Source organism: Streptomyces sp. NBC_00525, from assembly GCF_036346595.1.
GTDB lineage: Bacteria > Actinomycetota > Actinomycetes > Streptomycetales > Streptomycetaceae > Streptomyces.
On the sequence record NZ_CP107834.1, the window covers coordinates 6,278,998 to 6,298,309 of the forward strand.

A 19,312-nucleotide genomic window follows, 5' to 3' on the forward strand; every position below is an offset into this window, starting at 1 on the left:
GTCAGCTCTCCTTGGCCGTGATGTCGGTGATGTCGTGTACGTGCGGTCCGCCGGACGGGTCGGGGCCGCCGACGCTGTCCAGCGAGGGCCACACGAGCGTGGCCGCGCCCCAGGCGAGTCCGCCGCCGAAGGCTGTGATCAGGACGCGTTGGCCGGGGGTGAGGCTGCCGTCCGCGTTGTCCTCGTCGAGCAGGAGCGGTACCGACGCGGCGGCGGTGTTGCCCACCCGCGCGATGTTGGAGGCCGCCCGTTCGAGCGGGATGCCGAGCGCGCCGCCCAGCGCCGCCGTGATCCGGGCGTTGGCCTGATGGGCCACCAGCCGGTCGACGTCCGACAGCTCCCAGCCCGCCCGCGCGACCGCCTCGCGGCAGGAGGCGCCCATGTGCCGTACCGCGTGGCGGAAGATCTCCCGGCCCCGCAACTGGAGGAACCGGGACTCGCCTTCGGCGGGCACGCGGAGGCGGGCGCCACCGGCCGGCACGTGCAGCAGTTCGCGGCCGCCGCCGTCGCTGCCGAGTACGAGCGAGGTGATCGCTCCGGGCTCGTCCGGCCGCCCGGCCCGCAACACCACGGCCCCCGCACCGTCCCCGAAGATCGCGGCGGTGGTGCGGTCGTCGGGATCGACGAGGCTGGTGAACGCCTCGGCGCCGATGAGCAGGACCCGCTCGGCGACCCCGGCGGCGATCAGCCCGGCGGCCGTGCCCAGACCGTAGACGAACCCCGCGCAGACGGCGGACACGTCGAAGGCCGCGACCCGGCCCAGGCCGAGCCGGGACGCCACCGAGGGCGCGGTCGCCGGACACAGCTCGTCCGGCGTGGACGTCGCCAGCACCACGGCGTCGACCGCGTCGGAACCGGCGGACTTCAGGGCGCGACGGCCCGCCTCGACGGCGAGGTCCGAGGTCGAGGTGCCCGCCGTGACGCGGTGGCGGCTCTCGATCCCGGTACGGGAGCGAATCCATTCGTCACTGGTGTCGAGCCGCGACGCCAGTTGTGCGTTGGTCAGTACACCGGGTGGTGTCCAGGAGCCGATGCCGGCCAGAACGGCGGCACGAGGGGATGCGTAGGTCATACCGAATGACTCCGTGGTCCTGAAGGGACGAAGAGGAAGTGGCGCCGAATCCGCCGGCTCCGGGGCGAGGCCCTGAATAAGCCTTGGCCAACGGAAGTCGTGACGCCTCTCCGTACCGGGCGGGGAAAGGAGAAAGGTGAACCAGAGCGCCATGAGCCTTCCACCGGCCTCCGGGCGCGGGCAAGACCAGGAGTCGGAAATCCTGGGGGCCATTTTTCGGAAGTGAGGAAAACTTCGCCGCCCAAACCTGGGGCCCGCCCGGACACCGGGCGCCGGCACGCCGGCCCGGCATTCCCGTGAAACGCGGACCGGCCGGGATTCACCACGTGCGCTTCCCTCATTCGGAAGCCGCCGGGGGCATCTCTTCGGACTGTTGTCATTGTCCGCGCAGGTGGGCTGTGGCAGCCTCGTGGATCACGGCGTCGACGCCATCGGGCCACGTCCCCCGAGCGGAGGGGGACCTTGCACCGGCCGGCAGACCGTACAGACCTCGGCTTCACCCCGCTCATTCCCTCCAGCGCGATTCCGCATGTATCGGCGGCCGACTGGTTGTAGCCGACGGGCGACTCGACCGGTCGCTCTCAGATTGAGGTAACCAAGTGGAATCTGTAACGGAAACCGACTTTGTCCGCACTCTGATGAAACGTGCACACGACAACCCGCACGAGCCGGCGTTCACATTCCTCGAGGGCGACCTCGATGTGGTCGGCACACTTACCTACGGGGAGCTGCACGACCGTGCCCGGGAACTGGCCGGCCGACTGCGGGAAACCATGGCGCCCGGTGACCGCGTACTGCTGCTTTATCCGGCGGGCCTCGACTACATCGTCACATTCTTCGGCTGCCTGTACGCCGGAGTGATCGCCGTCCCCCTCTACGTTCCGCAGCGGCGAACGGCTCCCACGGTGGAGGCGATCGCACGGGACTGCGCGGCCGGCGCGGTGCTCACCACGGAGGCGGGGCTGCGGCGCACCTCCCTCTTCGCCCCGGACTCACGGGTCGCGGGCCTGCCCTGGCTGGCCACGGACCGGCCCGCGAGCGGCCGTTCCGCGCCGCCCGAGCCGGACGTCTCCCCGGAGACCATCGCCTATCTGCAATACACGTCCGGCTCCACCTCCACCCCCAAGGGCGTGGTCATCGACCACCGCAACGCCGTGGCCCAGTGCGCCGAGGCGGCGGTCTCCTGGCAGGTCGACGGCACCAGCCGATGGGTGTCGTGGCTGCCGCACTTCCACGACTACGGCCAGATCGGCTCGGTCCTGCTCCCCGTGTACGCCGGCTGCCACTCCGTACTGATGGCCCCGACGACGTTCGTGCGCCGCCCGATCCGCTGGCTCCAGGCGATCTCGCGCTACCACGGCACGCACACCGGGGCGCCGAACTTCGCGTACGACCTCTGCGTCGACGCCACCACCGAGGAGCAGCGGGCCGGCCTGGACCTCAGCTCGCTCATCACGGCCGGCAACGGCGCCGAGCCCGTGCAGTACGACACCCACCGCAGGTTCAGCCGGACGTTCACCGCGCACGGCCTCAAGCCCGAGGCCCTGTGCCCCTCCTACGGTCTCGCGGAGGCGACCCTGAAGGTCACCAACAAGGCCCCCGGCGCCGAAGCCGCGTGGGGGACCTTCGACAGGATCACCGTCGGCGCACCCGTCACCGAACTCCCCGCCGACGACGCCGTACGCCCCCTCGTCTCGTGCGGGACGACCGTGCCGGACACCCGGATCGCGGTCGTCGAGCCGGAGACGCGCCGCCGGCTGCCCGACGGCCACGCCGGCGAGGTCTGGGTGAACGGCCCCAGCGTGGCCCGCGGTTACTGGGGGCGCCCGGAGGAGAGCGAGCAGACCTTCCGGGCCCGCGTCGAGGGCGACGACGGCGACACCGGCACCTATCTCAGGACCGGCGACCTCGGCTTCCTCCACCACGGGGAGCTCTACCTCTGCGGACGACTCAAGGACCTGGTCATCATCGACGGCGTCAACCACTACCCCCAGGACATCGAACGCACCGCCGAGGACAGCGATCCCGCCGTCCGGCGCGGCCGTTCCGCCGCGTTCAGCGTGCGCCAGGACGGACGGGAGAGCCTCGTCGTGGTGGCCGAGTGCGCCCCCCGCGCGGAGAGCCGGGCCGACGAGGTCGCCGTCGCGATCCGGGACGAGGTCTGGCGCCGCCACGAGATCGGCGCCTCGGTCGTCGTCACCGGCGCGGGCGGCGTCCCCGTCACCACCAGCGGCAAGATCCGGCGCTCGCAGTGCAGGGCGGACCTCCTGGAGGACCGCCTCACCGCCCTCGCCCGCCTCGACGCCGGGCCGGCCGGCTCCGCCGACGCCCCGTCCGCCCGGCCCGCCCCGGCGCCCGCCGCCTCCGCGGCCGACGCGCTGCGCCTCGGCTGCCGTACGTACATCGAGGGCTGGGTGCTCGAACGGGTGCTGGAAGGACGCGGCGAGGTGGACGCGCGACTGCCGCTGTCCGCCCACGGCGTCACCTCGCGGAACATGCTGGAACTCCACTACGGGCTCGAGGAATGGAGCGGACTGACGGTGCCACCGGAGTGGATGTGGGAGACGGAGTCGATCGACGCGCTGGCCGGCCTGGTCGCGCAGCGGCTGGCCCGGCCCGCCGCCCGGACCGCGGGTGAGGGGGAGGGCCGATGAGGATCGCCGCCGTATCCGCAGCCCTGCCGTCCCGGCGCGTCACCAACGACGACATCCTCGCCCTCGTGCGCGAGCACAGCGCCGCCGGCTTCGAGGGCGACCTGGAGGACGCGCTCCGCAAGGTCAGCTTCTGGCTCGCCTACTCGGGCTCCGAGGCCCGGCTGTGGTGCGACGGGCAGGAGCGACCGATCGACCTGCTCGTCCGCGCCGCCGAACAGGCCCTCACCCAGGCGGAGATGGCGCGCGAGAGCATCGACGTCGTCATCTACACCGGCATCGGCAGGGGGTTCCTGGAGCCGGGCGGCGCCTATCACGCGGCGGCGGCCCTGGGCATCGACCGGGCCCAGTGCTTCGACGTCCTGGACGCCTGCATGAGCTGGACGCGGGCCGTGCAGCTGGCCGAGGGTCTGTTCGCCTCGGGCGCGTGCCGCACGGCGATGCTCGTCAACGCCGAGTTCAACATGCGGCCGGGCGGAGCCGTCTACCCCGACGTCTTCACCCTGCGCCACGCCGACGAGATCACCTGGAGCTTCCCCGCCTACACCCTCGGCGAGGCCGCGTCCGCGACGATCCTCACCGCCGACGGCGAGGCCCCGTGGTCCTTCGAGTTCTCCTCGCGCCCGGACCTGGCGGAACTCTGCAACATCCCCATGGCGGGCTACGCGGACTACTCGCTGCCCTCGGAGAAGGTCGCCAGGAACGGGGTCGGCCGGTTCACCTCCTTCGGGTTCGACCTCCACGAGGCCGCCCGCATCGAGGCCATGGAGGTGTTCAAGCGCCTCGACGCACCGACGGACGGGGTGTCGGCGGTCTTCACGCACGCCTCGTCGAAACGGTTCTGGCAGGAGATGGCGGACACCGTGGGCCTGGGCGACCAGATCTTCCACGTCTTCCAGGACACCGGGAACATCGTCTCGGCCTCGGTGCCGACCGCGATCGCCACCGCCGTGTCCGAAGGACGCCTGAACCGGGGGGACCGCGCGATCGGCTGGGTCGGAAGCGCCGGCATGTCCTTCAGCGCCTTCTCATTCGTGTACTGACCGGAGGACGGAGAACAAGATGGGTACACCCCTTAAGTCCGTCGGCAACGCGCTGGGGCACGGCCTCGGCTATGCCGTCTCGCGTTTCCGGTCCAACCGCGACGAGCTGCGGACCGAGGAGGCCGAACGGCTCCTGGACTGCCTCGTGGAGGCGGGCCCGATCTACATGAAGATGGGCCAGCTGCTCGCCACCCGGTCCGACCTGGTCCCCTCCGAGTGGGCCGACAAGCTGCGCACACTCCAGGACGACGCCCCGCACATGGACGCGGCCACCACCCGTGCCGTCGTCACGCGGGAACTGCGCGCCCCCATGAACAGCGTCTTCCGGGAGTTCGACCTCCAACCGGTGGCCAGCGGTTCGGTCGCCCAGGTGCACCGGGCCCGGCTGCTGTCCGGCCAGCAGGTCGCCGTGAAGCTGGTGAAGGAGGGCGTGCCGGAGCACATCGAGCAGAACCTGCGGATGATGAGGCGGGGCGTCCGGCTCGCCGAGAAGGTGGTCCCGGCGGTGGCCGCGTCGGACGGCCTGCGGCGCTTCACCGAGGTCGCCACGCTGTTCCGCTCCCAGGCCGACATGCTCCAGGAAGCGGTGCGCCAGAAGGCGGTGTACCGCAACTTCGAGGGCCACCCCTACGTCCGCGTGCCGCGCGTGATCCCGGATCTGGTGACCCCGCGCATGCTCACCATGGAGTTCATGGAGGGCATCCGGGGCAACGCCGCCCAGCAGGTGAAGCTGCCGGCGCACCAGCTGGCGCGGCGCCTCCAGGACACGATCTACACGATGCTGTACATGCACGGCCTGTCGCACGGGGACCCGCACCCCGGCAACATCCTCTTCTCCGAGGAGGGCGAGCTGATCCTGCTCGACTACGGGATCACGGTCGAGCTGACCGAGGACGAGAAGTGGGGCCTGTCCTCCTTCTACTACGCCTGCACCCGCAAGGAGTGGGACGTCGCGGTGGAGCGGTTCACCGCCCACTTCGTCACCGGCGGCGAGCATCTGCGCGACAACTGGGCCGAGTACCGTTCGGAGCTCGTGGCGGCCCTGGAGCACCACTTCGACACCGCGTCGAACCGGTGGTCGACGATCAGCTACTTCCGGGACGTCAGCGACATCCTGCGGAAGTACGGCGCCCGGTACACCACCAGCTTCACCAAGGTCGAACTGGTCTTCCTGTCCTGCGAGGGGTTCGCCACCCAGCTGGACCCGGAGATCAACATCTGGGAGAACGCCCGCAAGTTCACCGACCGCTACTCGCCCTACATGAGCAAGGCGGTGCGCGCACGGTTCGACGAGCAGTTCACCACCCAGATACCGGGCTCCCTGGAGCTGCGGGACCGGGCGGGCCGCTCGCTGGTCGCACCGACCCACATCCACCGCTACTTCTTCCCCAGCACGTACCCGATCTTCGTCAAGGAAGCCCGGGCCGGCCGCGTCCGGGACGTCGACGGCAACGAGTACGTGGACCTCTCCGGCGGGTACGGACCGCACATCCTCGGCTACTCGCACCCGGTGGTCAACGAGGCGATCACCGCGGGCGTGGAGGCCGGTCTCGTCAACGGCATCGGCCACGAGCCGGAGGTGGAACTGGCCGAGGCCCTCGTCGACGCCTTCCCGGCGGCGGACCGGGCCCTGCTGTGCAACTCCGGAACCGAGGCCGTACTCCTGGCGATACGGCTGTGCCGCGCGGCCCGCAAGCGCAAGATCGTGGCCAAGTTCGAGGGCCACTACCACGGCTTCTCGGACCAGGGCATGGTCAGCTCCTGGTTCCGCTTCACCGGCGACAAGCACTCACCCAAGCCGATCGCCGGCAGCCTCGGCACGGACTCGGACGTCATCGAGAGCACGGTGGTGCTCCAGTACGGGGACATAGGCGGCCTCGAGCGGCTGCGGGCACACGCGGACGAACTGGCCTGCGTCATCGTCGAGCCGATGCCGTCCTCGACGACCACCTTCGACCTGGAGTTCCTCACCGCGCTGCGGAAGGTGTGCACCGACACGGGTGTGCCCCTGGTGTTCGACGAGGTCGTCACGGGATTCCGGGTGGCGTACGGCGGGGCGCAGACGATGGCGGGCATCGAGCCGGACCTCACCTGCCTCGGGAAGATCATCGGCGGCGGCCTGCCGTGCGGCGCGGTGGTGGGACGCTCCGAACTGGTGGAGACGTGCCGGAGCTCCGAGGACCCCTTCCTGGACTACGAGCGGAAGGCCTTCGCCGGCGGCACACTCAGCGGCAACTCGCTGACATGCCGGGCGGGTCTGGCGGTACTCACCCATCTGCGGGCCAACCAGCAGCTGTACGAGGAGCTGGAGGCCAAGACCCAGTGGCTGCGGAACGAGTTCGCCGAGAGCACCGCGAAGCGCGGCATATCCTGCCGCATCAACGCCCGCAACTCGATCTTCTCGCTCAACTTCAGCCACCGGTCGGCGGGCATCTACCGGGAACGGATGGCCGGAAGCAACTTCAAGGCCACCATCGCGCTCGCGTACTACATGAGGCAGCACGGCGTCTATATGCCGGAGTTGCACAGCTTCCTGCTCAGCACCGCCCACACCGTCGAGGACCTGGCCGCCACCGGCAAGGCCTTCGACCTCAGTGTGGCGGAGATGGCGAACGACGGCTTCTTCACGACGTGAGTCCGCACGGACGCACCCGGGGACTTCGGTCCGTCCCCCTTCACGCCCGGTGGCCGCACCGGGTTCAGCACGCTCGACGAGGATGGTGACCATGAGCTCCAAGGGCTCAGAGAAGTGGATTCTGTACAGCACGTGCGACGAGGACTCCGACTCCGAGATGCGGGCCCTGGACGTCTCGGAGGGCGAGGACGTGCTGAGTGTGACGGGCAGCGGCTGCCGCACCCTGAGCCTGGTCGCGAACCACCCCCGGTCGGTGGTCTCGGTGGACATGGCCCCCGGCCAGAACTACCTGCTCGAAGTGAAGCTGGCGGCGATCCGGCACTTCGACTACGACTCGCTCCTCGCCCTCCTCGGCATCGACCCCTGTCCGGACCGGTGGCGGCTGTTCGTCCAGCTCAAGGACAAGATCAGCCCCGCGGCCTTCCGTTACTTCGCACGGCACCGCAAGGAGGTGCGCCGGGGCCTGGTCGTGTCGGGCCGGCACGAGAAGTTCTACAAGCGCGTGGTCGCCCCCACGATGCGGCTCCTGTACGGCCGCGCGATGCGCGACCTGTTCTCGGCGCAGACGCTGGAGGAGCAGCGCATCATCTACCGGCGCAGGATCGACGGCGTCATGTGGCGGACGCTGGTCCGCCACGGCTTCTCCGAACGCATCCTCAAGTTCGTCCTGAACGACCCCGGTTACCGCATCACCATCGATGTGGACTCCGTCGGCGGCTACATCCTCGAACGCGTCGACCACACGTTCATGAACCACCTCGCCAAGGACAACCACTGGCTCGCGTTCACGTTCCTGGGCCGCTATCCGCATCGGGGCACCCTGCCGCACTACCTGCTGCGGGAGAACTACGAGGCGATCCGTTCCGCCCCGACGAAGGTCGAGATCGTGACGGGAAATCTCATCGAGTACATACAGAAGGCGCCTGACGCCTCATTGGACAAATTCTCCCTGTCCGATGTGACAAGCTGTATCCCCCAGGACGGTTTCGATCAGATCATGCGGAACATCGCCCGTGCCGGCAGGCCCGGCGGGCGCGTGTGCTACCGGAATTTTCTGGCGAAACACCAGGTGCCTGCGGAAGCAAGCTCCACGTTGTTCCGGGACGAGGCGCTGAGTACGTCGCTCACTCACGACGACAAGGCATTCGTCTACGACATCGAGGTGCTCACGGTCAAGGGCCGGCCCGCACGGGCGGCCTGAAAGGAAGGTGCCCGAAATGACAACCGAGACCACCAGGGTGGAGACGGCCGGCGGCCGGATCGACCTCCGACGTGTCGGACAGGGCAGGACTGTCCTGTTCGTGCACGGCCTGATGGTCAACGGACACGTGTGGGACCCGCTGATCGCGGGGCTGCGCGACCGGTGCCACATGGTGCTGCCCGATTTCCCCCTGGGTGGGCACCGCGACCCCCTGGCCCCGGACGCCGACTGCTCGCTGGAGGGGCACGCGGCGCGCGTGCTGGACATCGCGCGCCAACTCCCGGGCCCCATCGTGCTGGTGGGCAACGACACGGGCGGGGCCATCGCCCAGATCTGCGTGGCGCGGGAACCGGAGCTCTTCGAGCGCCTGGTGCTCCTGCCCTCCGACGCCTTCGACAACTGCCCGCCGAAGCTCCTCGTCCCGATGCGCCTGCTGCTCGGCATCCCCGGAGTCGTCCGGGTGGTCGGGAGCGGGCTGCGGCTGGGCCTGGCCAAGCGGGCGCTGATGACACTGGTGGCGCGCAGCAAGGTTCCGACGGACCGTATCGACGAGATGCTGGGCGCCCTGCCGAGCGACCGCGGTGTGCAGCGGGATTTCGTCAAACTCCTGGCCGGTTTACGACCGGCGGTCACCAAGGCCGTTGCGCAGGAACTGCACCGGTTCAAGGGACCCGTCCTCGTCGTCTGGTCGCGTAAGGACCCGCTTTTCCCGTTCGGTCATGCGGAGCGGCTGGCCGGCTGCTTCTCCCGCAGTTCGGTCGCCGTCGCCGAGAAATCGCGCGCCTTCGTCTCGCTCGACGAGCCGGAATGGCTCACCGAGCGGCTCATCGAATTCATCGACGGCGGCGGGCCGTCGCACGATGCCATGTAAGAGAGGTGCATACGTGTCCATCAATTTCATGGTCGAGGAACGGGCGACTGTTGAACGCCTGTTCCCCGGCCTCGAACAGCGGCTCAGTGAGGTTCCCACGGCCGAACTGGAGTCCGTGAAATCTCCCGGACTGGGAATCTTCCGTGAGTTCGGCGGGCCCGCTCTCATGGTGCCGAAGGAATACGGCGGGCTCGGCGCCGACCTGACGGACGGCCTGCGCGTCCAGCGGTTACTGGGCGCACGCTCCCCGTCCCTGGCGCTGGCCGCGAACATGCACCACTGCACGGTCATGGCGATGCCGCCGTGCCCGGCGACGGAGGACCTGCTCACCGCGGTCGCGGCCGACAACCTGTACCTGGCTTCGGGCTTCGGCGAGGGCAAGCCGGCCGCCAGCATCCTCGTCCCGCTGATGCGGGCCGAGCGCCACGGCGACGGCTGGCGGCTCAACGGGGCGAAGAAGCCGTGCAGCCTCGCGGAGTCGATGGACTTCCTCACCGCCAGCGTCATGGTGACCTCGCCGGAGACGGGCGAGAAGGAGATGGCCCTCGCCATCATCCCGGCCGGTTCCGAGGGCATCGAGGTACGGCCGCTCGGGGACGCGCAGGTGCTGCCCGGCTCCGAGACCCGTGAGGTGGTGCTGACCGACGTCGACGTGCCGGACGACTACATATCGTCCCTGGGCGACCCCCAGACCCTGAACACCGCGCTCGCCATGGTCTTCCACATATTCGAGCTGATGGTCTCGGCCAGCTACATCGGTGTGGCCGGCGGGCTCGTCGAGGCGGTGCTCAAGGAGCGGCGCGGTTCCGCCGCCGAGCGGATCGAACTGGTCGGCGACCTGGAGACGGCCATGGCCTCGCTGGAAGCCGTGGCCCGCGACGTGACCCAGGGCGACGACGATCCGCAGGGCGTCGCCCGCGCGCTGTACGTGCGGTACTCGGCCCAGCGCACCGTCGCCCGCGTCGCCGCGCACGCCACCGAACTGCTCGGCGGCGGGGCGTACATGATCAGCGGGTTCAGCACGACGTACTTCACGTCGGCCCGCGCCCTGGCGCTCCACCCGCCGGCCAGGAGCGCCATGGCGGAGCCGCTCGACCGGTTCGTCCTGGGCGGACCCCTCGTGATGCCCTGACGCGCCCCGGAGCCGTGACAGCCCTTCCCACCGTGTCAGTCTCGCCGGAAGTCAGGAGCACCAGCCGTGAACCCGCAACCGACCGAGGACGGGGAGCCGCCGGCCGGGAAACTCCTGTGGATTCCCTGCCGGGACGAGACGGTCCCGCACCTATGCCGACCGGTGCTGGACGCCCTGGGCGCCGGCACCGAGATCCTCGCCGTACCGGCGCCCCGAGACAACGACGAGCCCCGCAACCGGGCGGGCGAGGACGTCGCCGCCCTGGCGGACCGGGCGGCGAGCGGCCTCGGCGGGGCACCCTACGCCGTCTACGACTGCGCCCCGGGCGGTGCGACCGGGTACGCCCTGGCCCGCGCCCTGGTGGCCGCCGGTCACCGCAGCCCGCGCCACCTGTTCGTCTCGGCCGGCCCGGCGGCGGAATGCCGGTGCCCCGACCGCGCCGGGGCCGTCGCGGCGGAACCCCTCAAGCCCCGGGACAGCTACCGCCCCTACGGTCGGCCGGCCGACCCCGCGCCGCTGACCTGCCCGGTCACGGCGATCGCGGACCCGCGCGAGCCCGCCGCGTGCGAGCGCTGCACGGACGCCCTGTGGGCCGGACGAGGTGCCGCCGCACCCGTGACCCACCTCCGGGCCGCTACGGCGGACCAGGGGCACGGGGAGCCCCACGTACGACGCGTCGCCGGACGGATGCGCGCGGCGCTGGCCGGGGAGCCGGTCCTGCCGGCCGCCGCACCGGTGACCCGTGAGGTGTTCCGGGAGGCCATGTCACGGGTCGCCTCACCGGTCTCCGTGGTCACCGCCCTGAGCCCCGAGGACGGCAGGCCGCGCGCCTTCACGGCGAGTGCGATGTGCAGCCTCTCCGAGGAGCCGCAGCTGCTGCTCGTCTGCGTCAACCGGGCCGGCCGCGCCCACGACGTCTTCACCACTGCGGACCGCTTCCTCATCAACGTCCTCACCCACGAACAGGCCGGGGTGGCCCTGGCGTTCGCCCGGCACGACCGGGCACGGGCGGAGGCGGAACTCGTCCCCCTGGAGGGCGGGCTGCCCGGGCTCCCCGACGCCTCGGCACGCCTCCTGTGCACGCGCGAGGACGTTCTCCCCGGCGGCGACCACAGCATCGTCGTGGGCCGCCTGGAGGCCGTCACCCTCCTGGACGAGACGCCGCTGATCCACTACCGGAGGAACTGGCACCGCCCGGTGGCCGTGCCGGCGCCGCCCCCGTCCTGAGCGTCCCCCTGGACCGGGACACGACACTGCCCGGCGAGCCGAGTGCGGCTCGCCGGGCAGTGTCGTGCGGTTGCGGCTACGGGGCTGTGGGGTTCCGCACCGGGTGCGGAACCCCGCAGAACCTTACTTCTGCCAGCCGACGAGGCCGGGGGCGCCGATGGTGCCGTAGTTGCCGTAGAACTGGGCGGCGCCGTAGTTGGCGAGGCCCTTCTTGACGGCCCAGATGGTCGGACCGTTGTGCGTCGGCATGACGCCGTAGGTCTCCATGGCCTTCTTCTCGACCGCGTTACCGGCCTTGAGCTGCTCGTCCAGGGTCGGCAGGTTGGTGACGGCCTTGGTCTCCTCGTCCATGCTCTTCGGGACGGAGCGGGACACGTTCAGCGTCGAGTCGGAGCAGTACATCTGGCAGATGTAGAGCATGCCGTTCGGGTCGCTGGAGATGAAGCCCATGCCGAAGATGTCGAAGGCGCGCTTGGTGAACACCTTGTTGAAGTCGGCGGACGGGTGCGCCTCGATGTTCACCTTGACGCCGATGTTCTTCATCATCTGCGCGACCGCGGTGGCACGGGCCTTGGTGGTGGACCGGTCACCGATGGTGGGGTAGGTCAGCTCGAGCTTCTTGCCGTCCTTCTCCCGCACCCCGTCCGAGCCGGCCTTCCAGCCCGCGGCGTCCAGGTCCTTCTTGGCCTGCTCCGCGTTGAACTTCACGAGGCTGCCGAAGTTGTCCTCGTAGCCCTTCTGGAAGGGGTACAGGTTGAAGGAACCGGGCAGCGGCTCCGTGTAGTCCATGCCCTGGAACGAGATCTTCGCGAGCTGGGAGCGGTCGATCCCCTCCATCACGGCCTTGCGGACCGCGACGTCCTTCAGCACCGGCGACGTGCTGTTGAGGACGAGCAGGTTGTTGGAGGTGGTCGAGCCGCGGCGCAGCTCGATGCCCTTCACGCCCTTGACCTGGTTGATCTGCTCGGCGTTCTGGACCTGGACGGCGTCGATCTGGCCGTTCTTGAACGCGTTGATGCTGGCGCTCTCCTCCATCTGGACGAAGGTCAGCTCGTCCAGATGCGGCTTGGCGCCCCACCAGTTCGGGTTGGGCTTGTACGTGACGGTGCCGCCCTTGGCGTCGAACTTGGCGATGGTGTACGGGCCGGCGCCCCACTCGGCGTGCGGCTTGCTCACGTACGCCTTGTTGAAGTCCTCGGACTTGGCGATGTGCGGGTTGACGATCTGGGCGAAGAGGGACTTCCAGTAGACGAACGTGCCCTTGAAGGTGACGACCGCCTGCTTGGCGTCCTTGCCCTTCTTGACCGAGGTGATGCTGGAGTACCCGTCCGTGGACGAGACGTTGTACTCCTTGTCCTTCCCGTTCAGCGCGGCCCAGGTGTCACGGAACGCGGTCCAGTCGATGTCCTGGCCGTCGTTCCACTTCGCCTTGGGATTGATCGTGTAGGTGACCTGGGTGTTGCCACCCACCGTCTCCTGCTTGACGTCGGTGAGGAAGTCCTCGTTGTACGTGATGTTGCCCTTCGGGTCGTTGAAGGACAGCTGCGGCTGGTAGAACCAGGAGATCTTCGACGTGTAGAGCGAGGCGTCACCGTTCAGCGTGTTGAGCTGGTCGGGGATCTCCACGATGGGGAGCGTCAGCTTGCCCCCCTGCTTCAGGTTGCTCGCGGGCTGCGGGTTGTACGAGGTCAGGACCTCGCTCTCCGACGTGGCGCCCTTGGACTTCGGCTTCTTGGCGTCGTCGGAGTCGCTGCTGCTGCACCCCGTCAGGACGAGGGAGGACGCGGCGGCGAGCGCCACCAGGCTCACGGTGATCTTTCTCATGACGGCCTTGGCCTTTCTTGCTCGGTTACTTGTTGGCAGACGTGGACGTGCCCGCGAAGTGGCATGCGTCGCGGTGGTCGGGGTCCCCACGCTCGGTGAGCAGGGGGGTGACTCCGCGGCACTGTTCCTTCTGGGACTCGGAGAGCGTCGTGTGGAGCGGGCACCTGGAGACGAAACGGCAACCGGGCTGTTCGTCGGTGGGACTGGGAAGGTCGCCCTCCAGCAGAACGCGTTCCCGGGTGCGTTCGGCCACCGGGTCGGGCAGCGGGATCGCTGAGAGGAGCGCCTTGGTGTAGGGGTGCCTGGGGTTGTCGAAGACGGAGTCGGTGGACCCGATCTCGACGATCCGCCCCAGGTACATCACCGCCACCCGGTCGGAGATATGGCATACCACCGACAGGTCGTGGGCGACGAAGAGGTAGGACAGGCCCAGCTCGGTCTTGAGGTCGTTGAGCAGGTTGATGACACCGGCCTGCACGGACACGTCGAGCGCCGAGACCGGCTCGTCGAGCACCAGCAGCCGGGGCTTGGTGGACAGCGCACGGGCGATGCCGATGCGCTGGCGCTGCCCGCCGGAGAACGCCGAGGGGAAGCGGTCGCGGTGCTCGGGGTCGAGCCCCACCAGCTCCATCAGCTCCGCGACCTTGGCGGTCAGCACCTTCTTGTCGCGTTCTCCGACCGCGCGCAGGGGCTCCGCGAGGATGTCGAAGACCGTCATGCGGGGGTCGAGCGCGCCCATCGGGTCCTGGAAGACCATCTGGATGTTGCGGCGCACCTCGCTGACGTCCTGCTTGCGCCGGAGGTCGGCCGTGTCATGGCCGCAGACCGAAATGCTGCCCTGCTCCGGGGGCTTGAGCCCCATGATCTCCAGCAGGGTGGTCGTCTTGCCGCACCCCGACTCGCCGACCAGGCCCAGCGTCTCGCCCTCGCGGATGTCCAGGTCGATGCCGTTGACGGCGAAGACCGTGCCCACCTTGCGCTTGAGCAGGCCGCCCTTGGTCAGCGGGAAGGTCTTGGTGACTCCGGAGAGCTCCAGGACCTTCGGCCGCTCCTCGCGGGGGGTCTCCGCGACGCGGTCCTCCCGTTCGGCCGGGAGGGGGAAGATCGGCTCGCCGCCGATGGCGCCGTCCTCGATCTCCGCGGCGCGCCGGCAGGCGGTGGAGTGTCCCGTGGCGGCGTCGCTCCCGCCGATGGCCAGCAGCGGCGGCTCGGCCTCCCGGCACGCGTCCTCGACCGCGGGGCAGCGCGCCGCGAAGGGGCAGGCGTCGGGCAGGTCCACCAGCAGCGGCGGAGTTCCCGGCACCGGGGTCAGGGCTTCCCGGTCCCGGTCGTCCAGGCGGGGGATCGCACCCATGAGGCCGATGGTGTACGGCATCCGGGGCTGTGCGAAGAGATCGTCGACCGAGGCGTGCTCGACCGGGCGCCCGGCGTACATCACCATGACGTCGTCGGCGGAGCCGGCCACGACCCCGAGGTCGTGGGTGATCATGATGACCGCGGCGCCGGTCTCGCGCTGGGCCGTCTTGAGGACGTCGAGGATCTGCGCCTGCACGGTGACGTCCAGGGCGGTCGTCGGCTCGTCGGCGATGATCAGGTCGGGGTTGTTCGCGATCGCCATGGCGATCACGGCCCGCTGCCGCATACCGCCCGAGAACTCGTGCGGGAAGCCCTTGGCGCGGCGGTCGGGGTTGGGGATGCCGACCAGGTCCAGCAGTTCCACGGCCCGCTTCCAGGCAGCCGCGGACGAGAGGTCCTGGTGGATCTGGAGGGACTCGACGATCTGGGCCCCGATGCTGAAGATCGGGGTGAGCGACGAGAGCGGGTCCTGGAAGATCATGCCGATCTGCTGACCGCGGACCTTGGACATCCGGCGGTCGTCCAGGTCGAGGAGGTTCTTCCCGTCGAGCATGATCTCGCCGGTGACCGAGGCGTACTCGGGGAGCAGCCCCATGACGGCCATCGACGTGACGGACTTGCCCGAACCGGACTCGCCCACGATGCCGAGGGTCTTGCCGCGGTGCAGGTCGAAGGAGACACCGCGTACGGCGTCGACCCGGCCGGCTTCCGAGGGGAAGGCCACCTTGAGGTCACGGACGGACAGCAGGGCCTGCTGGGTTCCGGGCTCGGTCGTGACAGTGCGCTGCTCGATCATGCGCGGCCTCCGGACTGCGAGGTGGGGTCCAGGGCGTCGCGCAGACCGTCACCGATGAGAGCCATGGCCACGGTGAGCAGGACGACCAGGATCGCCGGCATGTAGAAGAGCCAGGGGGCGGTGGACAGGGTGTTCTGCCCGTCGGCCAGCATGGAACCGAGGGACACGTCGGGCTGCTTGACGCCGAACCCGATGAAGGAGAGGGCCGTTTCGGACTGCACGGTCGAGGCGACACCGAGGGTGAACGTCACGATCAGCAGGGAGCCGATGTTGGGCACCAGGTGGCGGATGATGGTCCGGAGCGGGCTGACGCCCATGAAGCGGGCCGCCATCACGTACTCGCGTTCCCGGAGGGACGTGGCCAGGGACCAGATCACCCGGGCGGTCAGCATCCAGCCGAACAGGGTGAGCACCACGACCAGGACCTGCCAGTCACCGCGGTAGTGCGTACCGACCAGCGCGATGATGAGGAACGAGGGCAGGATGAGCAGGAAGTGGACGAAGCCGAGCATCGCCCGCTCGATCTTGCCGCCGAAGTAGGCGGCGGTGGTGCCGAACAGACCGGCGATGGCGGTGGTCATCAGCGACACCGTCACGGCGATGATCAGCGACCTGCCGAGGCCGTGCACCAGCTGGGCGTAGACGTCGTTGCCCGCTCCGTTGGTGCCCAGGATGTGGCCGCCGACGCCGGGGCCGACGGTCAGAGCGGTGAAGTCCGCCTCCTCGTGGTTCCAGTCGGTCAGGAACCGGCCGAACACGGAGAAGAGGACGAGCAGGACGAACAGGATGAGGCCGGCGAGCGCGGACTTGTTGCGCGCGAAGCGGCGCATGTAGAGCTTGCTCGGCGAGAGGCGCTTGCCGCCGGTCGTGCCGGGCTCCAGCGCTTCGGGGGCCTCCGGAGCCTCTTCGGGGACGGTTCCGGCGCCTGGCATGTTGATGGCCATGTCAGCTCACCCTGATCCTGGGGTCGAGGGCCACGACGACGAGGTCGGCCAGGATCGCGCCGATGGCCGTCATCAGGGCACCGAAGGCCGCCACGGCTACGGCACCGTGCACGTCGTTCGTGCCGATGGTCTTGGTGAAGTACTCACCCATGCCGTGCCACGCGAAGACGGTTTCCGTGATGACCGCGCCGGTGAACAGTGCGGGCATCGCGAAGGCGACCTGGGTGGCGACGGGAATGATCGAGGTCCGCAGTCCGTGCCGGTAGATCGCCTGCTTGCGGGTCAGCCCCTTCGACCGTGCGGTGCGCACGTAGTCGGAGTTGATGTGGTCCAGCAGCAACGAGCGCTGCAACAGGTGATATCCGGCGTACGAGATGAACGTCAGGGAAATCGTGGGGAGAATCGCATGCATCACCCTCGATCCCAGGACGGGCCAGAACCCGGTGACATCGGGGCTCTGCGCTCCGGCGACGGGCAGCAGCGTGTTGCCGAGCGACTGGTTGAGCCAGATGGCGAGGAGGACCACGCCGAGCGAGGCCACGGCGGAGGGCGTGTTGAAGGAGATCACGGAGATGCCCTGCCACACCCGGTCGCCGGCCTTGTACTGGCGCGAGGCGGTGTAGACGCCCAGCCCGACGCCGATGACGATGGAGAGGATCGTCGAGGCGATGACCAACTGGCCACTGACGAAGATCCGGTAGGCGACCTGGTCGTTGACGCTGCCCCCGGTCGGGGACTGACCCCAGTCGAAGTGGGTCACGATCTGGGAGATCCAGTGCCACCACCGATCCATGATCGGTTTGTCCGGATTCAGATTGTAAAGCGACAGTGATTGGTTGATCTGGGCTGGAGTTCGAGGCGGTCGCAACGCGGTGTAGTTCGACGCAGGCTTCAGGAATGCATTCGCCAGGAAATACGTCAGATTGGTTGCGACAGCGATCATCAAAAACCAGCCGACTGCTTTGCGGGCAACGTAACGCAGCACTGTGAGCCGGCCTTTCTATGAAACGTGGGCCCGCAGATCCGGTAGGTGAACTGGACGCTTGGCCGCGTTGACCGGGCACCGGGTTGCGAGCGCTCGGACAGGACGTGCGGACTCTCGAGGTCAGAAAATGGTTGGTGCGAGGGCACCTCGATGTAGGAGTCTGTGGTGGGCAGATGGTGCCGCACGGGTGCGTGGGGCCGAGGTGAGCCGTGTGCCAGGCATGGGGCGACAACCTTGCATCGGAATGAGTCGATTCGTGGCGGCTGCCCGATTCGACAGTGCCTGTGCTGACGATTCCAAGTGCCCGTGATCACGTCAAGGCTGGTCAGGTCGCGATCCGGTTAAGCGAATCCGCATATCGGTCATTCGTGACGTAAAATCTTGGTGTCGGGACGGGTATGCGAGGTTGGCGCGTTACCGAACAGTAAAAAGTGGTAAAGGGATCTCATGTGATCATGTTGGACATGTGTGCCCTTTTGGTCCGCCGGGGCCGGCTCCCGGCGTAGCCGTCTGCGGTGTCAGTGGTGGAGCTTGGCCACGAACGCGTGGAGGTTGGTGACGGTACGGGCGATCTGTTCCTCCGTCGTGAGGCTCTCCTTGAAGCGGGCGCCGGAGGCCGGCGTCTTCTTCCCGCGTACGTATAGCGAACAGGCCAGGTCGGTGCAGATGTACAGACCGACCGAATTGCCCTCGCGGCCGGCGGGGCCGGTCTTGCGGGCGGTCATCAGCGAGACCCCGTTGCCCGGATGCGTGGTCAGGCAGAGCGAGCACATGCTGCGGTGCAGGAAGCCGCGCTGCTGGGACGGGAAGCGCAGCGAGATCCCGGTCAGTTCGCCCTCGTGCTCGCAGACGATGTAGCTGCGTCCCGGAGCGGACAGGTCGCGCCAACCGAGGAAGTCGAGGTCGTCCCAGGGCAGTTCCTCCCAGTTCCTGGGCATGGGCAGCCGCTTGGCTTCCCCCTTGGAGCAATTCACGAACGATGAGCGGATGTCCTGCTCGGTCACGGCCTTCATGCCGCGAAGCTAACGCTGCCTATGAGCCCTAGGCAAATGATTAATTCGATTAGGGCATCGCCTGGGCGTCATCGGCCGCGAGAAGGAGCCGGTGCACGGGCGGGTGCGGGATGGCGAGGTCCGGCCGCCAGGTCGCGAGGATCTGCGCCGAGGGGTCGAAGAGCGGCGCCGGCAGCGCGTCCGGCGCGGTCCACTCCCAGGTGCGGATCAGATGCGGCTCGGTGACCCGGGGGGTGGCGGAGTCCACGTCCACGAGGGCGGCCATCGTCACCCGGTTGATCCCGGCGACGGCGTCGTGCAGCATCGCGAACACGGCGATCCGGTCCTCGGGAACGTCGAGACCGGTCTCCTCGCGCAGTTCGCGCACGGCCGCCGCCGCGACGGACTCGGGCAGCGGATCGACCTTGCCGCCGGGCAGTTCCCAGGTGCCGCTGTGATGCAGGCCGAGCAGCACCCGGCCGCGTGCGTCCCGCACGATCACGCCGACGCCCAACGCGGCCTGCGCCTGCGGCGGACGGGTGTTGCGGGAGGGGGCGGAGGTGTTCTCGACGTCCATGGAGCT

At 69.0% G+C, this 19,312-nt stretch carries 14 protein-coding genes; 7 read left to right on the forward strand and 7 right to left on the reverse strand.

Annotation, left to right across the window (positions count from 1 at the left end):
- Nucleotide 1: 1 nt before the first annotated feature.
- On the reverse strand, nucleotides 2–1,072 hold the full coding sequence (locus OG710_RS27515; protein ID WP_330241733.1) for a beta-ketoacyl-ACP synthase III: 1,071 nt from the start codon (nucleotides 1,070–1,072) through the stop codon (nucleotides 2–4).
- A 638-nt stretch (nucleotides 1,073–1,710) separates the two neighbouring features.
- Between OG710_RS27515 and OG710_RS27520 the strand changes: the two genes are divergently transcribed.
- The 7 genes from OG710_RS27520 (at nucleotide 1,711) to OG710_RS27550 (ending at nucleotide 11,832) form a co-directional block, all read left to right on the forward strand.
- Nucleotides 1,711–3,726 carry an AMP-binding protein gene (locus OG710_RS27520; protein ID WP_330241734.1) on the forward strand — a complete coding sequence of 672 codons (2,016 nt, stop codon included), beginning with the start codon at nucleotides 1,711–1,713 and terminating at the stop codon, nucleotides 3,724–3,726.
- Nucleotides 3,723–4,766, forward strand: coding sequence for a 3-oxoacyl-[acyl-carrier-protein] synthase III C-terminal domain-containing protein (locus tag OG710_RS27525; protein ID WP_330241735.1), 1,044 nt, complete (start codon nucleotides 3,723–3,725; stop codon nucleotides 4,764–4,766). The genes OG710_RS27520 and OG710_RS27525 overlap by 4 nt, the downstream gene beginning before the upstream one ends.
- Before the next feature lie 19 nt (nucleotides 4,767–4,785).
- Nucleotides 4,786–7,401: an aminotransferase class III-fold pyridoxal phosphate-dependent enzyme gene (locus OG710_RS27530; protein ID WP_330241736.1), complete on the forward strand. Its 2,616-nt coding sequence runs from the start codon at nucleotides 4,786–4,788 to the stop codon at nucleotides 7,399–7,401.
- 91 nt (nucleotides 7,402–7,492) lie between these two features.
- Nucleotides 7,493–8,602, forward strand: coding sequence for a DUF3419 family protein (locus OG710_RS27535; RefSeq protein WP_330241737.1), 1,110 nt, complete (start codon nucleotides 7,493–7,495; stop codon nucleotides 8,600–8,602).
- 16 nt (nucleotides 8,603–8,618) lie between these two features.
- Nucleotides 8,619–9,473 (forward strand): alpha/beta fold hydrolase, encoded by an 855-nt coding sequence (locus tag OG710_RS27540; RefSeq protein WP_330241738.1) that lies wholly within the window; start codon nucleotides 8,619–8,621, stop codon nucleotides 9,471–9,473.
- 13 nt (nucleotides 9,474–9,486) lie between these two features.
- The gene (locus OG710_RS27545; protein WP_330241739.1) at nucleotides 9,487–10,605 is read left to right on the forward strand and encodes an acyl-CoA dehydrogenase family protein; all 1,119 of its coding nucleotides are present in this window, start codon (nucleotides 9,487–9,489) and stop codon (nucleotides 10,603–10,605) included.
- Nucleotides 10,606–10,671: 66 nt separating this feature from the next.
- Entirely contained in the window at nucleotides 10,672–11,832 is a 1,161-nt protein-coding gene (locus OG710_RS27550) for a flavin reductase (protein ID WP_330241740.1), read from the forward strand.
- A gap of 123 nt (nucleotides 11,833–11,955) precedes the next feature.
- On the opposite strand, the gene OG710_RS27555 is transcribed toward OG710_RS27550, so the two are convergent.
- The 6 genes from OG710_RS27555 to OG710_RS27580 form a co-directional block, all read right to left on the reverse strand.
- The gene (locus tag OG710_RS27555; RefSeq protein WP_330241741.1) at nucleotides 11,956–13,656 is read right to left on the reverse strand and encodes an ABC transporter family substrate-binding protein; all 1,701 of its coding nucleotides are present in this window, start codon (nucleotides 13,654–13,656) and stop codon (nucleotides 11,956–11,958) included.
- Nucleotides 13,657–13,681: 25 nt separating this feature from the next.
- Entirely contained in the window at nucleotides 13,682–15,808 is a 2,127-nt protein-coding gene (locus OG710_RS27560) for an ABC transporter ATP-binding protein (RefSeq protein ID WP_330241742.1), read from the reverse strand.
- Nucleotides 15,805–16,752, reverse strand: coding sequence for an ABC transporter permease (locus tag OG710_RS27565; RefSeq protein ID WP_330241743.1), 948 nt, complete (start codon nucleotides 16,750–16,752; stop codon nucleotides 15,805–15,807). Before OG710_RS27565 ends, OG710_RS27560 begins: the two co-directional genes overlap by 4 nt.
- A 1-nt stretch (nucleotide 16,753) precedes the next feature.
- Nucleotides 16,754–17,545, reverse strand: coding sequence for an ABC transporter permease (locus OG710_RS27570; protein WP_443064302.1), 792 nt, complete (start codon nucleotides 17,543–17,545; stop codon nucleotides 16,754–16,756).
- A gap of 710 nt (nucleotides 17,546–18,255) precedes the next feature.
- Nucleotides 18,256–18,750, reverse strand: coding sequence for an FBP domain-containing protein (locus tag OG710_RS27575; RefSeq protein WP_330241745.1), 495 nt, complete (start codon nucleotides 18,748–18,750; stop codon nucleotides 18,256–18,258).
- A gap of 49 nt (nucleotides 18,751–18,799) precedes the next feature.
- Nucleotides 18,800–19,306: a nucleotide triphosphate diphosphatase NUDT15 gene (locus OG710_RS27580; protein ID WP_330241746.1), complete on the reverse strand. Its 507-nt coding sequence runs from the start codon at nucleotides 19,304–19,306 to the stop codon at nucleotides 18,800–18,802.
- Between the last annotated feature and the right edge of the window lie 6 nt (nucleotides 19,307–19,312).

What these genes read in the sequence shown, in the direction of transcription:
- OG710_RS27530 (WP_330241736.1), top strand. Translation starts at nt 4,786, where the DNA reads ATGGGTACACCCCTTAAGTCCGTCGGCAACGCGCTGGGGCACGGCCTC.
- OG710_RS27580 (WP_330241746.1), bottom strand. Translation starts at nt 19,306, where the DNA reads ATGGACGTCGAGAACACCTCCGCCCCCTCCCGCAACACCCGTCCGCCG.
- OG710_RS27560 (WP_330241742.1), bottom strand. Translation starts at nt 15,808, where the DNA reads ATGATCGAGCAGCGCACTGTCACGACCGAGCCCGGAACCCAGCAGGCC.
- OG710_RS27535 (WP_330241737.1), top strand. Translation starts at nt 7,493, where the DNA reads ATGAGCTCCAAGGGCTCAGAGAAGTGGATTCTGTACAGCACGTGCGAC.
- OG710_RS27525 (WP_330241735.1), top strand. Translation starts at nt 3,723, where the DNA reads ATGAGGATCGCCGCCGTATCCGCAGCCCTGCCGTCCCGGCGCGTCACC.
- OG710_RS27520 (WP_330241734.1), top strand. Translation starts at nt 1,711, where the DNA reads ATGAAACGTGCACACGACAACCCGCACGAGCCGGCGTTCACATTCCTC.
- OG710_RS27515 (WP_330241733.1), bottom strand. Translation starts at nt 1,072, where the DNA reads ATGACCTACGCATCCCCTCGTGCCGCCGTTCTGGCCGGCATCGGCTCC.
- OG710_RS27540 (WP_330241738.1), top strand. Translation starts at nt 8,619, where the DNA reads ATGACAACCGAGACCACCAGGGTGGAGACGGCCGGCGGCCGGATCGAC.
- OG710_RS27570 (WP_443064302.1), bottom strand. Translation starts at nt 17,545, where the DNA reads ATGGATCGGTGGTGGCACTGGATCTCCCAGATCGTGACCCACTTCGAC.
- OG710_RS27575 (WP_330241745.1), bottom strand. Translation starts at nt 18,750, where the DNA reads ATGAAGGCCGTGACCGAGCAGGACATCCGCTCATCGTTCGTGAATTGC.
- OG710_RS27565 (WP_330241743.1), bottom strand. Translation starts at nt 16,752, where the DNA reads ATGGCCATCAACATGCCAGGCGCCGGAACCGTCCCCGAAGAGGCTCCG.
- OG710_RS27555 (WP_330241741.1), bottom strand. Translation starts at nt 13,656, where the DNA reads ATGAGAAAGATCACCGTGAGCCTGGTGGCGCTCGCCGCCGCGTCCTCC.